Origin of the sequence: Flavobacterium sp. NPDC079362 (assembly GCF_050267765.1) — a bacterium.
In the GTDB taxonomy this organism is placed as follows: domain Bacteria; phylum Bacteroidota; class Bacteroidia; order Flavobacteriales; family Flavobacteriaceae; genus Flavobacterium; species Flavobacterium azizsancarii.
In genome coordinates, this window is sequence record NZ_JBNNFM010000001.1 from 48,024 (window position 1) to 62,745 (window position 14,722).

General features: G+C 34.5%; 15 protein-coding genes and 1 pseudogene. 15 read left to right on the forward strand and 1 reads right to left on the reverse strand.

Features of this window, described 5'->3' with window-relative positions; all coding sequences use genetic code 11:
• The first annotated feature begins 44 nt into the window (after positions 1 to 44).
• A pseudogene (locus ACQKCJ_RS00185) lies at positions 45 to 437 on the forward strand (helix-turn-helix domain-containing protein).
• A 76-nt stretch (positions 438 to 513) separates the two neighbouring features.
• Here ACQKCJ_RS00185 and ACQKCJ_RS00190 read toward each other — a convergent pair.
• Positions 514 to 1,767 carry an NAD(P)/FAD-dependent oxidoreductase gene (locus ACQKCJ_RS00190; RefSeq protein WP_271335113.1) on the reverse strand — a complete coding sequence of 418 codons (1,254 nt, stop codon included), beginning with the start codon at positions 1,765 to 1,767 and terminating at the stop codon, positions 514 to 516.
• A gap of 101 nt (positions 1,768 to 1,868) precedes the next feature.
• Here ACQKCJ_RS00190 and ACQKCJ_RS00195 point away from each other — a divergent pair, with 101 nt between their 5' ends.
• The 14 genes from ACQKCJ_RS00195 (at position 1,869) to ACQKCJ_RS00260 (ending at position 14,706) form a co-directional block, all read left to right on the forward strand.
• Positions 1,869 to 3,389 carry an HAL/PAL/TAL family ammonia-lyase gene (locus tag ACQKCJ_RS00195; RefSeq protein ID WP_271335112.1) on the forward strand — a complete coding sequence of 507 codons (1,521 nt, stop codon included), beginning with the start codon at positions 1,869 to 1,871 and terminating at the stop codon, positions 3,387 to 3,389.
• Positions 3,390 to 3,431: 42 nt separating this feature from the next.
• Complete coding sequence (locus ACQKCJ_RS00200) at positions 3,432 to 4,664, forward strand: WG repeat-containing protein (RefSeq protein WP_271335111.1); 1,233 nt, start codon at positions 3,432 to 3,434, stop codon at positions 4,662 to 4,664.
• 26 nt (positions 4,665 to 4,690) lie between these two features.
• Positions 4,691 to 5,422, forward strand: a complete 732-nt coding sequence (fabG, locus tag ACQKCJ_RS00205; RefSeq protein ID WP_271335110.1) for a 3-oxoacyl-ACP reductase FabG — start codon at positions 4,691 to 4,693, stop codon at positions 5,420 to 5,422.
• 173 nt (positions 5,423 to 5,595) lie between these two features.
• A complete protein-coding gene (locus tag ACQKCJ_RS00210) occupies positions 5,596 to 6,831 on the forward strand; it encodes a beta-ketoacyl-[acyl-carrier-protein] synthase family protein (RefSeq protein ID WP_271335109.1) in 1,236 nt (411 codons plus the stop codon).
• Entirely contained in the window at positions 6,824 to 7,078 is a 255-nt protein-coding gene (locus tag ACQKCJ_RS00215; RefSeq protein WP_271335108.1) for an acyl carrier protein, read from the forward strand. The genes ACQKCJ_RS00210 and ACQKCJ_RS00215 overlap by 8 nt, the downstream gene beginning before the upstream one ends.
• The gene (locus ACQKCJ_RS00220; protein ID WP_271335107.1) at positions 7,078 to 7,956 is read left to right on the forward strand and encodes a lipid A biosynthesis acyltransferase; all 879 of its coding nucleotides are present in this window, start codon (positions 7,078 to 7,080) and stop codon (positions 7,954 to 7,956) included. The genes ACQKCJ_RS00215 and ACQKCJ_RS00220 overlap by 1 nt, the downstream gene beginning before the upstream one ends.
• A 387-nt stretch (positions 7,957 to 8,343) precedes the next feature.
• Positions 8,344 to 9,984: a phytoene desaturase family protein gene (locus ACQKCJ_RS00225; protein WP_427401118.1), complete on the forward strand. Its 1,641-nt coding sequence runs from the start codon at positions 8,344 to 8,346 to the stop codon at positions 9,982 to 9,984.
• 44 nt (positions 9,985 to 10,028) lie between these two features.
• Entirely contained in the window at positions 10,029 to 10,931 is a 903-nt protein-coding gene (locus ACQKCJ_RS00230) for a dialkylrecorsinol condensing enzyme DarA (protein ID WP_271335105.1), read from the forward strand.
• Positions 10,932 to 10,947: 16 nt separating this feature from the next.
• Positions 10,948 to 12,081, forward strand: coding sequence for a beta-ketoacyl-ACP synthase III (locus ACQKCJ_RS00235; RefSeq protein WP_271335104.1), 1,134 nt, complete (start codon positions 10,948 to 10,950; stop codon positions 12,079 to 12,081).
• Positions 12,081 to 12,512, forward strand: a complete 432-nt coding sequence (locus tag ACQKCJ_RS00240) for a hypothetical protein (protein ID WP_427401119.1) — start codon at positions 12,081 to 12,083, stop codon at positions 12,510 to 12,512. The genes ACQKCJ_RS00235 and ACQKCJ_RS00240 overlap by 1 nt, the downstream gene beginning before the upstream one ends.
• 8 nt (positions 12,513 to 12,520) lie before the next feature.
• A complete protein-coding gene (locus ACQKCJ_RS00245; protein WP_271335141.1) occupies positions 12,521 to 12,979 on the forward strand; it encodes an ABC transporter permease in 459 nt (152 codons plus the stop codon).
• 21 nt (positions 12,980 to 13,000) lie between these two features.
• A complete protein-coding gene (locus tag ACQKCJ_RS00250) occupies positions 13,001 to 13,288 on the forward strand; it encodes a hypothetical protein (RefSeq protein ID WP_427401120.1) in 288 nt (95 codons plus the stop codon).
• Positions 13,289 to 13,303: 15 nt separating this feature from the next.
• Complete coding sequence (locus ACQKCJ_RS00255; RefSeq protein ID WP_271335101.1) at positions 13,304 to 13,708, forward strand: hypothetical protein; 405 nt, start codon at positions 13,304 to 13,306, stop codon at positions 13,706 to 13,708.
• Positions 13,708 to 14,706: a BtrH N-terminal domain-containing protein gene (locus ACQKCJ_RS00260; protein ID WP_271335100.1), complete on the forward strand. Its 999-nt coding sequence runs from the start codon at positions 13,708 to 13,710 to the stop codon at positions 14,704 to 14,706. The genes ACQKCJ_RS00255 and ACQKCJ_RS00260 overlap by 1 nt, the downstream gene beginning before the upstream one ends.
• Positions 14,707 to 14,722: the final 16 nt, after the last annotated feature.

Consider the following 14,722-nt stretch of genomic DNA (forward strand, 5'->3'; position numbering starts at 1 on the left):
TTTTATCAATACCTATTATAAAGAATTTTAAATACCTTTGAAATATGGGCACAGCAACCAAACCCAAACATATTGGCCGAAATATTAGCCGTATCAGAGAACTTCGTGGTATTAAACAAGAAATACTTGCAGAGGCCATGGGAGTAAGCCAACAAACGGTTTCCAGCATTGAAGGAAGCGAAGAAGTTGATAGTAAAAAGCTGGTATAAATAGCAAAAGTACTTGGCGTTAAGGTTGAAGCAATTTAAAATTTTTCAGAAGAAAACAGATTAGTTATTTTAATACTTTCAACGATAGTCCTAATAACTTCTTTGGAAATAACATTAATACTTGCAACTTTTAATCCTCTTGATAAAGTGATAGAACTTTACGAACGCTTAATTCAGGTTGAAAAAGAGAAGAATGAATTTTTAGAAAAAATGTTAAAAGAAAAATAATATTCTTTATAAGGTTGTTTTATAAAAAAAGCGCAAAATCATAAAAGATATTTGCGCTTTTTTCTTGGACATTATATTAAGAACCTTGATTTTCTTCTTTTTGCATATTCAGTAAATACGCCATATTCTTGATTACGTGATCATGTTTCTTAACAAACGGATTTTCTTCATTCCATACATATCCTGCAAGAACAGAACATATTTTTTCTTTAACATCAGGGTTTTCCGGTTGGTGAAAGAATAAAGTCTGAAGATTTCCGGTGTACCATTCTTTTACATAAGTGGTAAAAACAGCAATACCGCGTTTCATGTATTCAGTAAATTCAACTTCCCAGTCTACTTCAATTCCTTTTGATTCTTTAAGGTATAATTTTGCTGCGAGCATACCGGATTCGGTTGCAAAAGCAACTCCGGATGAAAAAACAGGATCTAAAAACTCAGAACTATTTCCGGTCAGGGCAAAACCATCTCCGTACATTCTTTTTACGGCTCTTGAGTAATTCTCCAGTTTTACGGGTTCAAATAAAAATTCAGTTCCTTTAAACCTTTTGATATAATAATCTGATTTTTGAATCGCATTTCGCAAAGCCTCAGCATTGTCTTTATTTTCAGAAAGAGAATTAATATAATCCGTTGGGCCTACAACCCCTAAACTGGTGTTTCCGTTCGAAAACGGAATTACCCATAACCAAACTTCTGTTTCGAGAATATCAAACGAAATCTGAGTTCCTTCCTCTCCTTCAGTTCTGTTAATGTCTTTTACGTGTGTAAATATCGAAGAATGCGGATCTAGTTTTGATGGCGTATCGAGATCTAAAAGTCTTGGCAGAACACGCCCGTATCCGCTGGAATCTATAATAAAATTAGCATGAATTTCTTTAAGATTTCCGTCCTTATCCTTTACGATCGTTTTCGATTTTTTACCTTCAAAAGAAACCTCCAGCACTTCAGATTCAAATTCAAGATCAATCCCTTTTCGAATCACTTCCTGCGCCATTGTATGATCAAAATCAGCTCTTGGCACCTGCCAGGTCCAATCCCAGCCCTCACCAAATTTTTTACTGAAATCAAAAACGCATATTTCTTCTCCTCTGATAAATCGGGCACCTAATTTCTTTTCAAAATTCATTGCATCAAGACATTCAAAAAGCTCAGCTTCAGCAAAATGGTCCATTACCCGGGGTATAAGGCTTTCCCCAACCACAAGTCTTGGAAACTTTGTTTTTTCAACAACTTTTATCTTAATATTGTTTTTGTGAAGATACGATGCCGAGACACATCCGGAAGGTCCTGCACCAATCACTAAAACATCAACAAACTCCTTTATCATATTAAAAATATTATCAATTATTAGCCTACATTTGCCATCATCAAAATAACTACATTTATTTTGATAAATAAAATTAAATTAGCACAATCAAAACCAGTTTAATGAATACAATTAATGAATATTTAAGTTTAGCAGAATTCGAGTCCATCATTTTTGGAAATAACAAAATTGTCATTAGCGATCTTGTTTTAAATCGGGTAAACGAAAGCTTCAATTTCCTGAAAGAATTTTCAGGAAATAAAGTAATATACGGAGTAAACACAGGCTTTGGGCCAATGGCTCAATATAGAATTAAAGAATCTGACCAAATTCAGTTACAATACAATTTAATCAGAAGTCACTCTTCAGGAACAGGAAAACCTTTAAGTCCTGTTTGTGCAAAAGCAGCAATTTTGGCTCGATTAAATACTTTATCATTAGGTAATTCAGGTGTTCATCCGTCAGTAATTCACCTTATGGCAGAATTGATCAACAAAGATATTACACCTCTTATTTTTGAGCACGGTGGTGTTGGTGCTAGCGGAGACTTAGTACAACTATCACATTTAGCTTTAGTTTTAATTGGTGAAGGCGAAGTTTTTTATAAAGGAGACAGAAGACCAACTCCTGAAGTTTTCGAAATCGAAGGTTTAAAACCAATTCAGGTAGAAATCAGGGAAGGACTTGCGTTAATCAACGGAACTTCTGTAATGACGGGAATTGGAGTTGTAAATGTGCACCACGCTAATAAATTATTAGACTGGTCATTAAAATGTTCTTGCGCGATCAACGAATTGGTTCAGGCATATGACGATCACTTCTCTGAAGAATTAAACCAAACCAAACGTCATAAAGGACAACAAGAAGTAGCTTTAAGAATGAGACAAAATCTTTCTGACAGTACTTTGATTCGTAAAAGAGAAGACCATTTATATTCTGGCGAAAACACTGAAGAAATTTTCAAGGAAAAAGTTCAGGAATATTATTCTTTACGTTGTGTACCTCAAATTTTAGGTCCGGTTTTAGAAACAATCAATAATGTTGCTTCTATTCTTGAAGACGAATTCAACTCTGCAAATGACAATCCTATTATAGATGTAAAAAACAAACACGTTTATCACGGAGGAAACTTCCACGGCGATTATATTTCGCTTGAAATGGATAAACTGAAAATTGTTATTACAAAATTAACCATGTTGGCAGAACGTCAGTTGAATTATTTACTGAATTCAAAAATCAACGAAATCCTTCCTCCATTTGTAAACTTAGGAACTCTAGGCTTTAATTTCGGGATGCAGGGTGTTCAGTTCGTTGCAACCTCAACAACTGCCGAAAACCAGATGTTATCGAACCCAATGTATGTTCATAGTATCCCAAACAATAATGACAATCAGGATATTGTAAGTATGGGAACAAATGCAGCAGTCATTACATCAAAAGTAATCGAAAACTCTTTTGAAGTATTAGCAATCGAAATGATTACAATCGTTCAGGCAATTGATTATTTAGAACAAAAAGATAAAATTTCATCAGTTACTAAAAAATGGTACAATGACGTTAGAAATATCATTCCTGTATTTTCAGAAGATCAGGTAATGTATCCGTTTGTTCAAAAAGTAAAAGATTATCTAATCAACAGTTAATAAATACCTTTTTTCACATTATTAATATTGAACCTTAAAATCATGAAAAAACCGCTTATTTTTTTATTAGTATTCTTTATTCAATTTGTTAATAGTCAGGAACTGGCTTTGGTTAAAAAAAATGGCAAGATTGGATACATTTCTAAAGATGGAAACTTTAAGATTGAACCTCAATACAAATCAGCCAAAAGTTTTTCTGATGGTTTAGCAGCTGTAGAAAACGGTGGAAAATGGGGTTTTATAGACACTAAAGGAACCTGGGTAATTCCGGCAACTTTTAATGATGCAAAAGATTTTAACAGCGGAATTGCAATTGTAAAAAAAGATAAGGACTGGGTTTATATTGATACTAAAGGAGAAATTCAGAAAGCACCGTTTTCTGATAAATTATTTGATTTTAATAATGGGGTTGCTTTTATCAGACAAAATACCAGAGTTGGATTAATCAATTCAAAAATGGCCATTGTTCTGGAACCAAAATACGATCAGATTAAATCTTTTGAAAATGGTTTTGCAAGGGTCGAACTGAACAAAAAATGGGGAATCATCAATACTGAGGGAAAAGAAATTATTGAACCTGCTTATGCCGAAATAGGAAACTATTTTAAAAATACCGCGTGGGCAAGAATGGACAAAACTTTTGGACTCGTTAGCGCAGGAAAATTTATTCCGGTAGATGGTGCTGAAAAGATCTGGGATTTTGAAACTCAGGATCTGACTTATGCCAAAAAGAACGGGAAAATTGGATTCATTGACTTAAAAGGAAACTGGACGATTCTACCTATATATGATAAAGCAAAAGCATTCTCAAAAAACCTGGCTCCGGTTTGTATAGGATCTAAATGGGGATACATCAACCCAAAAGCTGAATTTGTGATTCCGCCAACATATAGCGATGCCGAAGTTTTTAGTTCAAACGGGCTTGCTCCTGTAAAAGAAAAAAACTGGGGATTCATTAACGAGGCCGGAAAACTAGTTATTCCAACACAATATGGTATTACCGCAAACGGACTTATTGCCATGTTTGTACAACAAGACAAAGGATTTATTGATGGTGTTGCCAGAGTTAAAAATGAAGGAAAATGGGGTTTTCTTAAACCAGACGGAACTGTATTATCAAATGAATGGTTTGAAAACGCTGAACTGTTTTCGAAAACAGCAGAAAAAACAATAGAAAAAAAGGTTATAACTGAAACTGCTACTGATAAGTCAAAAGCAGAAACAAAGACTGCTACAAAACCTGCGGTGAAACCTGCAGCTAAAAAGAAGAAGTAACATCTAAAAAATAAATTCTACATAATATGAAATGTGTATTAGTAACAGGCGGTTCAAGAGGAATCGGAAGTGCTATTTGTAAAAAATTAGCCGTTGAATCTAGTTATCATATTCTGATTAATTATCATTCGAATAAAACTGCTGCCGAAGCAACACTTCAGGAAATTCAAAAATTAGGAGCAACCGGAGAAATCTTAGGTTTTGATGTTTCTAATTTTGAAGAAGTACAAAAAACATTAACACAATGGCAGGATGCAAATCCTGAAGCGATTGTAGAAGCAATAGTAAACAACGCCGGAATTACAAAAGACGGTCTTTTTATGTGGATGACTCCCGAAGACTGGAACGGTGTTATGAATACAAGCGTAAACGGATTTTTTAATGTAACGCAATTTTTAATTCAAAAAATGCTACGCAATAAATATGGCCGAATCGTAAATATAGTTTCTGTTTCAGGCGTAAAAGGAACGGCCGGACAAACGAATTATTCGGCTGCCAAAGGCGCAATCGTGGCTGCTACAAAAGCATTGGCCCAGGAAGTTGCCAAACGAAATATTACTGTAAATGCTGTTGCCCCTGGTTTTATAAAAACCGATATGACAAGCCAGTTAGACGAAAAAGAATTATTGAAACTGATTCCCGTAAATCGTTTTGGCGAAGCCGAAGAGGTAGCAGATTTGGTAAGCTTTTTGATTTCAAAAAAATCAAGCTATATTACAGGAGAAATTATCAATATAAACGGAGGAATATATTCTTAATAGTTCCTATGTTTGAGAGACTATTTTAAGTTTTTTTTAAACGTTGAAAATTGCACGCAAAGACGCAAAGTTTTAATTAAAAAAACTTAAAAAAAGAATAAACTTTGCGACTTTGCGTCTTTGCGAGATAAAAAAAATTATACTTTAAGGATAAAAAATTACTTTGAAAGACGATGAATAAGAGAGTTGTAATTACTGGAATGGGAATTTATTCTTGTATCGGAACTTCTTTAGAAGAAGTAAAGGAATCGTTATACAACGGGAAATCCGGTATTCAGTTTGATTCTGAAAGAAAAGAATTTGGTTTTCAATCAGCACTTACAGGGATGGTCCCGAAAGCTGATTTAAAAAACTTATTGACCCGCAGACAACGTATGAGCATTGGTGAAGAAACCGAGTATGCTTATATGGCTACTATCGAAGCATTGAAGAATGCCAATATCGATGACACTTTTTTTGACAATCGTGAAGTAGGTATTATGTACGGAAATGATAGTGTCTCAAAAGCCATTATTGATGCTACAGATATTGTTCGCGAGAAAAAAGACACCGCACTAATAGGTTCCGGAGCCATTTTTAAATCAATGAATTCTACGGTAACGATGAATCTATCTACGATTTTTAAACTCCGTGGCATCAATCTTACCATAAGTGCTGCTTGTGCAAGTGGCTCACATTCTATAGGTCTGGCTTATTTTTTAATCAAAAGCGGCTTTCAGGATATTATTATTACCGGAGGTGCTCAGGAAATCAACAAATATGCGATGAGCAGTTTTGATGGTTTAGGCGTATTTTCGAATAGAGAAAATGAACCTCAAAAAGCTTCTCGTCCTTTTGATGCAGATCGAGACGGGTTAATTCCGAGTGGCGGCGGCGCTACTTTAATTCTTGAAAGTTACGAATCGGCGATTGCAAGAGGCGCCAACATTATTGCCGAAGTCGTAGGTTACGGTTTCTCTTCAAACGGTGGACATATTTCTACGCCAAATGTCGAAGGCCCGTCTATAGCCATGCAACGAGCGCTTGATGATGCAAAAATAAAAGCAACGGACATTGATTATATAAATGCTCACGCAACCTCAACACCAGTTGGAGACGGTAATGAAGCCAAAGCTATTTTCGAAGTTTTTGGTGAGAAAAATCCGTATGTAAGTTCCACAAAATCAATGACTGGTCACGAATGCTGGATGGCAGGAGCCAGTGAAGTAATCTACTCGATCTTAATGATGCAGAACGATTTCATTGCTCCAAACATCAATTTAGACAATCCTGATGAAGATGCAGCCAAATTAAATTTGGTCAAAACTACTTTATACAAAAAATTTGACATATTTTTGTCCAATTCCTTCGGATTCGGAGGAACCAACTCTGCGTTGGTGGTTAAAAAGTTTAAATTAAACGATGAATAAAGAAGAGATTATAGCAAGAATTAATGGTTTTTTAGTTGATGAATTTGAAGTAGATAATGATGATATTGAACCAGATGCTAATTTAAAAGACACACTTGGGTTAGATAGTTTAGATTATGTTGACTTAGTAGTTTCAATAGAAGCTAACTTTGGCGTAAAACTAGTAGAAGTTGATTTCGTAGGAATTGATTCTTTTCAAAGCTTTTATGATCTTATTGAAAACAAATTAAAAGCCAAAACTGCTTAATGAGCAAATGGGATGGCAAATCAAAAGGAACTGTTTTAGGATATAGAATATTCGTTTTTTTAATAAAAAAAGCGGGGGTTAAAGCTGCTTATGTTTTACTTTATTTTGTTGCTTCTTACTATTTTTTATTTCTAAAAAAAAGCAACAAAGCTATTTCTTATTATTTCAGAGAAAGGCTGAAGTATTCTCATTTCAAATCTAAAAAAATGGTTTTCAAAAGTTACTACACTTTTGGACAGACTATTATTGATAAAATTTCCATTTCGGCAGGAATGCGAAATAAATTTACCTATGAATTTGATGGAATCGAAATCCTGAAAAATCTTTTGGCAGAGAAAAAAGGAGGCGTTTTAATCAGTGCTCATATTGGAAATTTTGAAATCGCAGAACATTTTTTAGGCGATATCGACATTGATTTTCAGATTAATCTGGTTACTACAGATTTAGAACATTCGGCTATTAAGAATTATCTGGAAAGCGTTGCTCAAAAACCTACCGTTAAATTTATCATTATCAGCGATGACATGTCTCATATTTTCGAGATCAATGCTGCACTTGCAAATAATGAGCTGGTTTGTTTTACAGGCGATCGCTATTTTGAAGGTACCAAATCACTATCTGAGAAAATCCTTGGTGAAGAAGCAAACTTTCCTGCAGGTCCATTTTTAATCGCTTCAAGATTAAAAGTTCCCGTAGTTTTTGTTTACGTAATGAAAGAGCCAAACCTGCATTATCACTTGTATGCAAGAGAAGCGATAGTCAAACACCGTGACGAAAAAGGATTGTTGAAAGCTTATATCGAAAGTGTAGAATCGATGTTGGCAAAATATCCTCTGCAATGGTTCAATTACTTTGATTTTTGGAATCAATTGAAATAAAAAATTAAAGGGAATTTAACCGCAAAGTCCGCAAAGTTTTTTACATATCGGATTTTATAAAAATACAAAGTTCGCAAAGCTAAATCAATACAAAGCTTTGCGAACTTTGTGTTTCTAAACATACCATTAAATAAAAAACTTTGCGGACTTTGCGGTTAAATCATTAGACAGGACAAAAGCTATGTTCCTATGTGTTTAAACCGCCAAAGATTAGAAAAGAAATCTGCTCAAATCTTTTAAAATCTGCGTGAAAAAATTAAACACATAGATTTAATTTCGAAATCAACACAAAATATCTGTTTAAGTTTTTTTACAAATTACGTCAAAGCGTAAAAATTATTTAATTAAAAATCGTTCTTTTATACCCTACAATTCTTAAAGTAAAATATGCAGGAATTTGACACCATTATTATTGGTTCCGGAGTTGGCGGTTTATCAACTGCTATATGTCTTGCAAGAGCCGGACAGAAAGTTTTGGTACTCGAACAACATTATGTTCCCGGTGGCTGGAGTCATAGTTTTACTTTAAAAGGGCAGCGTTTTAGTCCGGGCGTACATTATGTAGGACAACTTGAAGAAGGACAATCTACCAACGAATTGTACAGGGGTTTAGGAATTGCGAATGACATGGTCTTTTTCCGAATGAATAAAAAGGCTTACGAACATTGTTTGATTGGAGATGAGACTTTCGATCTTCCGGCAGGAATTGACAATCTCAAGAAAACCCTTTCTTCCCATTTTCCACACGAAGAAAAAAACATCAACGAATATCTTTCTTTGGTTGAAAAAGTAAGTTACGAACTGCAATTGATTCCAAAACTAAAAGGTTGGTGGCAAAACATTACCGTTCCGTTCCGTACCAAACATTTTGGCAAATTTGCTTTGTTTCCTTTAAAGAAAGTAATTGGATGGCATGTTAAAGATCCAAAGCTAAAAGCAGTATTGAATATTCAGTGCGGCGATCACGGACTTCCTCCCAGTCGTGCTTGTTTTCCGGTACATTGTTCCGTAATGAGTCATTATTTTGATGGCGGATTTTATCCAATGGGCGGCGGCGGCGGCATTGTAAAAGCCATGACAAAAGGTATAAAAAGACATAACGGAGAAATTCGCGTAAAACAAAACGTACGCAAAATCATTATCGAAAATAAAAAAGCCATAGGTATTCAGCTTGAAAACGGCGAAGAAATACGAGCCAAAAATATTGTTTCGAATGCTGATCCTTCAATCACTTATTTAAATTTAATTGATATAGAACATTTAAGTAAATCACTTCTCAAAAAACTTGACAAGACTAGATACTCCGTTACTTCTTTAATTTTATTTTTGACCCTTGATATTGATGTTACCTTATATAATATAGATTCCGGAAATTTCTGGATGATGAAAGATGAAAACGACGATGCCAATTTCGAACATTTAATGAGCGATACAATTGATTCCGGCGATTCATTTCCCTCGGTATTTATAAGTTGTACGACACTCAAAGATCCGGCAAGTTTTAACGGACGTTACCATAATTTCGAAATTGTAACCTACGTCAATTACGATCATTTGAAAGATTTTAATGGATTAGATGATTATCATAATCCAGCCTATAAAATATTCAAAGAAAGAATCGTCGAAAAACTGATGAACAACGTCGAAAAAATAATCCCAAATGCGAAGCAACATATTATACAGGCAGAATTAGGAACTCCTAAAACCAATGAATTCTATATTAATTCGACAAAAGGAAATGTTTACGGCACCGAAAAAACATTAAATCAGGTAGGGCCTTTCTCTTACAAGAACAAAACCGAAATCGAAAATCTGTTTCTTTGTGGTGCCTGTACCTTATCTCACGGTGTTGCAGGAGCAACATATTCCGGAGTTGCAGCAGCTGCAGCGATTCTGGGCTGTACCTCTGATGATTTATTAATAGAAGATGCAAACCAAAAAATCCGAATTTATGATGCCGAAGATGCTGCGACATGGCCGGATTGGGTACACATAAAACGAACAGATAAAATAAGGAAATTCGTTTAAAAAAAATACTTATTTTTGCGCAACCACCAAAGCCATTAAACCAAATGAAAAATGTTCTTGTTATTTATTATTCTCAGTCAGGACAACTAGAAGAGATTGCGCGGAATATCGCAAAACCTTTCCTGAATTCAGAAGAAATAAATGTAACGTTTCACGAAATACAATTAGAGAAACCCTTTCCCTTTCCTTGGGATAAGGATTCTTTTTTTGACGCCTTTCCAGAATCTTTTCTTCAAATCCCAACAGCATTAAAACCTGTTCCTCAAGAAATTCTAAACACAAAATTCGACTTAGTTCTTTTCCATTACCAGGTTTGGTATTTGTCGCCTTCGATTCCTGTCAATTCATTTTTGAAAAGTGATGATGCAAAAAAAATCCTGAACAATACGCCAGTTGTTACTATAAGCGGTTCCCGAAATATGTGGATTATGGCACAGGAAAAAATCAAAACATTACTAAAAGAAGCCAATGCTCAATTAGTAGGAAACATTGCCCTGGTAGATCGGGTTGGAAATTTAATCAGTGTCATTACAATCGTAGAATGGATGTTCTCCGGAGTAAAGAAAAAGTATTTGGGAATACTTCCTTTACCGGGAGTCTCTGACAAAGACATTCAGGAATCTAATAAATTTGGAGAAGTTATTTTCTCCCAACTAAATCAGAACAAACTAGAAGATTTACAGCCAAAATTACTGGCAATTGGCGCAGTAAAAATCAGCTCATATTTAGTTACAGTAGATAAAACAGCCAATAAAATTTTCAATAAATGGTCAAATTTGATTTATAAGCATCAAAAAAACAGAAAACTGCTTCTTAAAGTATTTAATGTTTATTTATTCCTTGCAATATGGTTAATCTCACCAATAGTATATATATTGCACCTTATTACCTACCCATTTAAGTTAAAAACCATAAAAAAAGAAACTCAATATTATAAAGGAGTTTAGTAGACGAAATTAGATTATGTTTGAAGTATATATTACCAAAGCCGCAAAGTATTTGCCAAATGAAGCTGTTTCTAATGACGAAATGGAAGATTATTTAGGTCTTATTAATGATGCTGCCTCTAAAGCAAGGCGTATTATCTTGCGCAATAATAAAATTTTAACCCGTTATTACGCCATAGACAAAAACGGAAAAAGCACGCATAACAATGCTGAATTGACCCGAAATGCTATTGTGCAATTATTTGACGATAACTTTACCGCACAAGATCTTGAAGTGCTTTCCTGCGGAACCTCAACACCTGATATTTTCTTGCCTTCGCACGCAGCGATGGTACATGGATTATTAAAAAATAAATCGGTAGAATTAAATTCATCAACTGGTGTTTGCTGTGCCGGAATGAATTCATTAAAATTTGGTTTTCTGTCTGTAAAATCAGGAAACTCTAAAAATGCAGTTTGCACAGGGTCCGAAAGAGTTTCGACCTGGCTGAATGCTCAAATGTACAATCATGAAGCAGCAAATCTAAAAAGTCTTGAAGAGCAGCCTATTATTGCCTTCAAAAAAGATTTTTTACGTTGGATGTTATCTGACGGAGCCGGTGCATTTTTATTAGAAAATAAACCAAGTGGTGATATTTCTTTAAAAATCGAATGGATGGAAGCTTTTTCGTATGCTTACGAATTAGAAACCTGCATGTATGCCGGTGGTGATAAATTAGAAAATGGAGAAATTAAAGCATGGAGCGATTATCCTCCGGAACAATGGCTAAACCAATCCGTTTTTGCGATTAAACAAGATGTGAAATTACTGGATGAATTTATTCTTTCTAAAGGAGCTGAAAGTATGAGCGATGCCATGTCTAAAAATAATATTACGTCAGATCAGGTTGATTATTTTATTCCTCACGTTTCTTCTAACTTTTTTGTCGAAGGATTAAAAAAAGGATTAAGCGAGAAAGGAATCGGAATGGCTGATGAAAAATGGTTCATGAATCTTTCAAGAGTAGGAAATGTAGGCTCTGCCTCTATCTATTTAGCTGTTGAAGAATTGATGAATTCAGGAAATTTAAAAAAAGGAGATCGTATACTGCTATCTGTTCCTGAAAGTGGAAGATTCTCTTTTGCATATGCTTATTTAACTGTTTGCTAATGGAAACAACTTTACTTTTAGAAAAAGAAGCTGTTGAAAATTTATTGCCGCAAAAGTTTCCTTTTGTTATGGTAGATCAAATGTATTCATATACTGAAACTTCATTAGTTTCAGGTTTTAAAATTCAAAACGATACTATTTTTTTTGACAACGATACTTTTTTAGAAGCAGGTTTAATAGAACATATGGCGCAATCTGTGGCTTTGCACACAGGTTATCAATTTTTCTTAAAAAACGAAATAGCCCCAACGGGATATATAGGTTCAATCAAAGAAATTGTGATTAAAAAATTGCCAAAAATTAATGATACAATTCAATCGACGGTAACAATTTTACAGGAATTTGCCGGAATTACACTGGTTGATATTGTAACTACTCTAAACAACGAAGAAATTGCCAACGGACAAATGAAAACTGTTTTAGCAAAATGATAGCAGAAATGAAAACCGGAGTTGATATACAAAATTACCTTCCCCACCGAGCTCCAATGCTTATGGTGGATTTAATTTTGGATATAGACGCTAACTTCGTAGAAACGACCTTCCTGATAAAAAAAGACAATGTTTTTATTGACAATAACGTTTTTATAGAAGCAGGTCTAATCGAAAACACAGCGCAAACCTGTTCTGCTATTGTAGGCAAAAAGTATTTTTTTGATGAAGACGGAACAGAAAACGAAAACGTAAATGTATTGGGTTTCATTAGTGCAATAAAAAATCTTAAAATACATTTGCTTCCAAAAGTAGGCGATACGATTATTACCAAAGCAACTTTGGTTTCAAAATTCACAGGTGACGATTATACCTTGTGTACAATGAAATGCGAAAGTATATGGGGACATAAGTTACTTTTAGAATGCGAGATTAATTTGTTCATCCAGAAGACAGCTTCGGTGTAAATGAATGCTAAAAAAATCATTTTGCATTTATTAATCCGGATTGTGATTTTAGTTCTTCTGGTCGGATCTGTTTTTTTACTTTGGTATCTTACCGTTGATCGTCATAAACATTGTCACGGAGACGATCACAAACATTTTGATAATGGTTTAGGATTCTTTATTATGGAATTCATGGCAATCCAGGCATTTTGTTTGGGAATGCTCATAGAAATGATTTATTTATTTGTGAAGAAAAAACAAAATTTAGCCTTCACAAATCTGGGGTTTTTAATAATTAGTTTATGTATCGCATTAGCCGTATGTATCTAATAAATTAATAATGAAATGGAAAAAGAAAAAGTACCACAAGACAAAAGCAACTTAACAAAAAACAACGTTAAAGAACTTTTGTATGCTACCGATGAAAACGGAGAATATACTACAACTTTAAGTACCGGTTGGGAACCTAAAAGCATCGCACTATCCAATTCAATAGACGAAATAAACGAACGAATTGCTGAAGCAAAAATGCAAGTTCAAATTGGAGAAGTAAGCCCTATTTGTTATTATATGGAGCTCTCTAAAATGGATCTTACTATTTTGTCGAGTTATGTTGGAATGTGGAAATGGCGTGTAAAAAGACATTTTAAACCAACTGTTTTTGCCAAACTAAGCAATACCATTTTACAAAAATATGCCGATGCTTTTGAGATTTCGGTAGCTGAATTAAAAAATATTAAAACAGATTAATGCAAACTAATTTTACACATCATCAAGCCGCTCATTGTGAGAATGGAGTAGCTTCGAATTTGTTAAAAAACAGCGGACTCAACATCAGCGAACCTATGGTTTTTGGTATTGGCTCCGGACTTTTCTTCGTGTATTTACCTTTTCTAAAAGTAAATCATGCACCAGCAATTAGCTACAGAACTTTGCCAGGACAAATTTTTAATAAATTGGCAAGTCGTTTGAATCTAAAAATAAAAAGACAAAAATTCTCCTCTACAGTAAATGCAAACAAAGCTTTAGATGAAAATTTAAAAAATAATATTCCAACCGGATTACAAGTTGGAGTGTATCATTTGAGTTATTTTCCTGATGAATATCGCTTTCATTTTAATGCACACAATTTAGTTGTTTACGGAAAAACTGAAACCGATTATTTGGTCAGCGATCCCGTTATGGAAACGGTTACGACTTTAACACATGACGAATTAGACAAAGTACGTTTTGCCAAAGGTGCTTTTGCGCCACGAGGGCAAATGTATTACCCGATTCAGATTCCTGAAAATGTTGATTTGAAAAGTGCGATCATCAAAGGAATCAAAAATACCTGTCGCGATATGCTGGCACCAATGCCAATTGTTGGTGTACGCGGAATAAAATTCGTATCGAGACAAATTCGTAAATGGCCTGTAAAACACGGCACCAAAAAAGCCAATCATTATTTGGCGCAAATGGTCCGCATGCAGGAAGAAATAGGAACCGGAGGCGGAGGTTTCCGTTTTATATATGCTGCTTTTTTACAAGAAGCTTCGGTTATTTTAAACAATGAAGAACTAAAAGCACTTTCTAAAGAAATGACTCAGATTGGAGATTCATGGCGTGATTTTGCTGTTGAAGCTTCCCGAATTTATAAAAACAGAAGCGCCAAAGAAGATGCTTACAATGCCATTGCCGATGAACTTTTGAGCATTGCCAATAGAGAAGAAATCTTTTTCAAAAAACTAAAAAAAGCGATTAGCTAAATATATTTTGAAACCC

Bases quoted from the DNA above. Each gene is read 5' to 3' on its own strand.
- ACQKCJ_RS00210 (WP_271335109.1), top strand. From the start codon at position 5,596: ATGAATAAGAGAGTTGTAATTACTGGAATGGGAATTTATTCTTGTATC.
- ACQKCJ_RS00195 (WP_271335112.1), top strand. From the start codon at position 1,869: ATGAATACAATTAATGAATATTTAAGTTTAGCAGAATTCGAGTCCATC.
- ACQKCJ_RS00245 (WP_271335141.1), top strand. From the start codon at position 12,521: ATGAAAACCGGAGTTGATATACAAAATTACCTTCCCCACCGAGCTCCA.
- ACQKCJ_RS00200 (WP_271335111.1), top strand. From the start codon at position 3,432: ATGAAAAAACCGCTTATTTTTTTATTAGTATTCTTTATTCAATTTGTT.
- ACQKCJ_RS00260 (WP_271335100.1), top strand. From the start codon at position 13,708: ATGCAAACTAATTTTACACATCATCAAGCCGCTCATTGTGAGAATGGA.
- ACQKCJ_RS00225 (WP_427401118.1), top strand. From the start codon at position 8,344: ATGCAGGAATTTGACACCATTATTATTGGTTCCGGAGTTGGCGGTTTA.
- ACQKCJ_RS00190 (WP_271335113.1), bottom strand. From the start codon at position 1,767: ATGATAAAGGAGTTTGTTGATGTTTTAGTGATTGGTGCAGGACCTTCC.
- ACQKCJ_RS00235 (WP_271335104.1), top strand. From the start codon at position 10,948: ATGTTTGAAGTATATATTACCAAAGCCGCAAAGTATTTGCCAAATGAA.
- ACQKCJ_RS00255 (WP_271335101.1), top strand. From the start codon at position 13,304: ATGGAAAAAGAAAAAGTACCACAAGACAAAAGCAACTTAACAAAAAAC.
- ACQKCJ_RS00215 (WP_271335108.1), top strand. From the start codon at position 6,824: ATGAATAAAGAAGAGATTATAGCAAGAATTAATGGTTTTTTAGTTGAT.
- ACQKCJ_RS00220 (WP_271335107.1), top strand. From the start codon at position 7,078: ATGAGCAAATGGGATGGCAAATCAAAAGGAACTGTTTTAGGATATAGA.
- fabG (WP_271335110.1), top strand. From the start codon at position 4,691: ATGAAATGTGTATTAGTAACAGGCGGTTCAAGAGGAATCGGAAGTGCT.
- ACQKCJ_RS00230 (WP_271335105.1), top strand. From the start codon at position 10,029: ATGAAAAATGTTCTTGTTATTTATTATTCTCAGTCAGGACAACTAGAA.
- ACQKCJ_RS00240 (WP_427401119.1), top strand. From the start codon at position 12,081: ATGGAAACAACTTTACTTTTAGAAAAAGAAGCTGTTGAAAATTTATTG.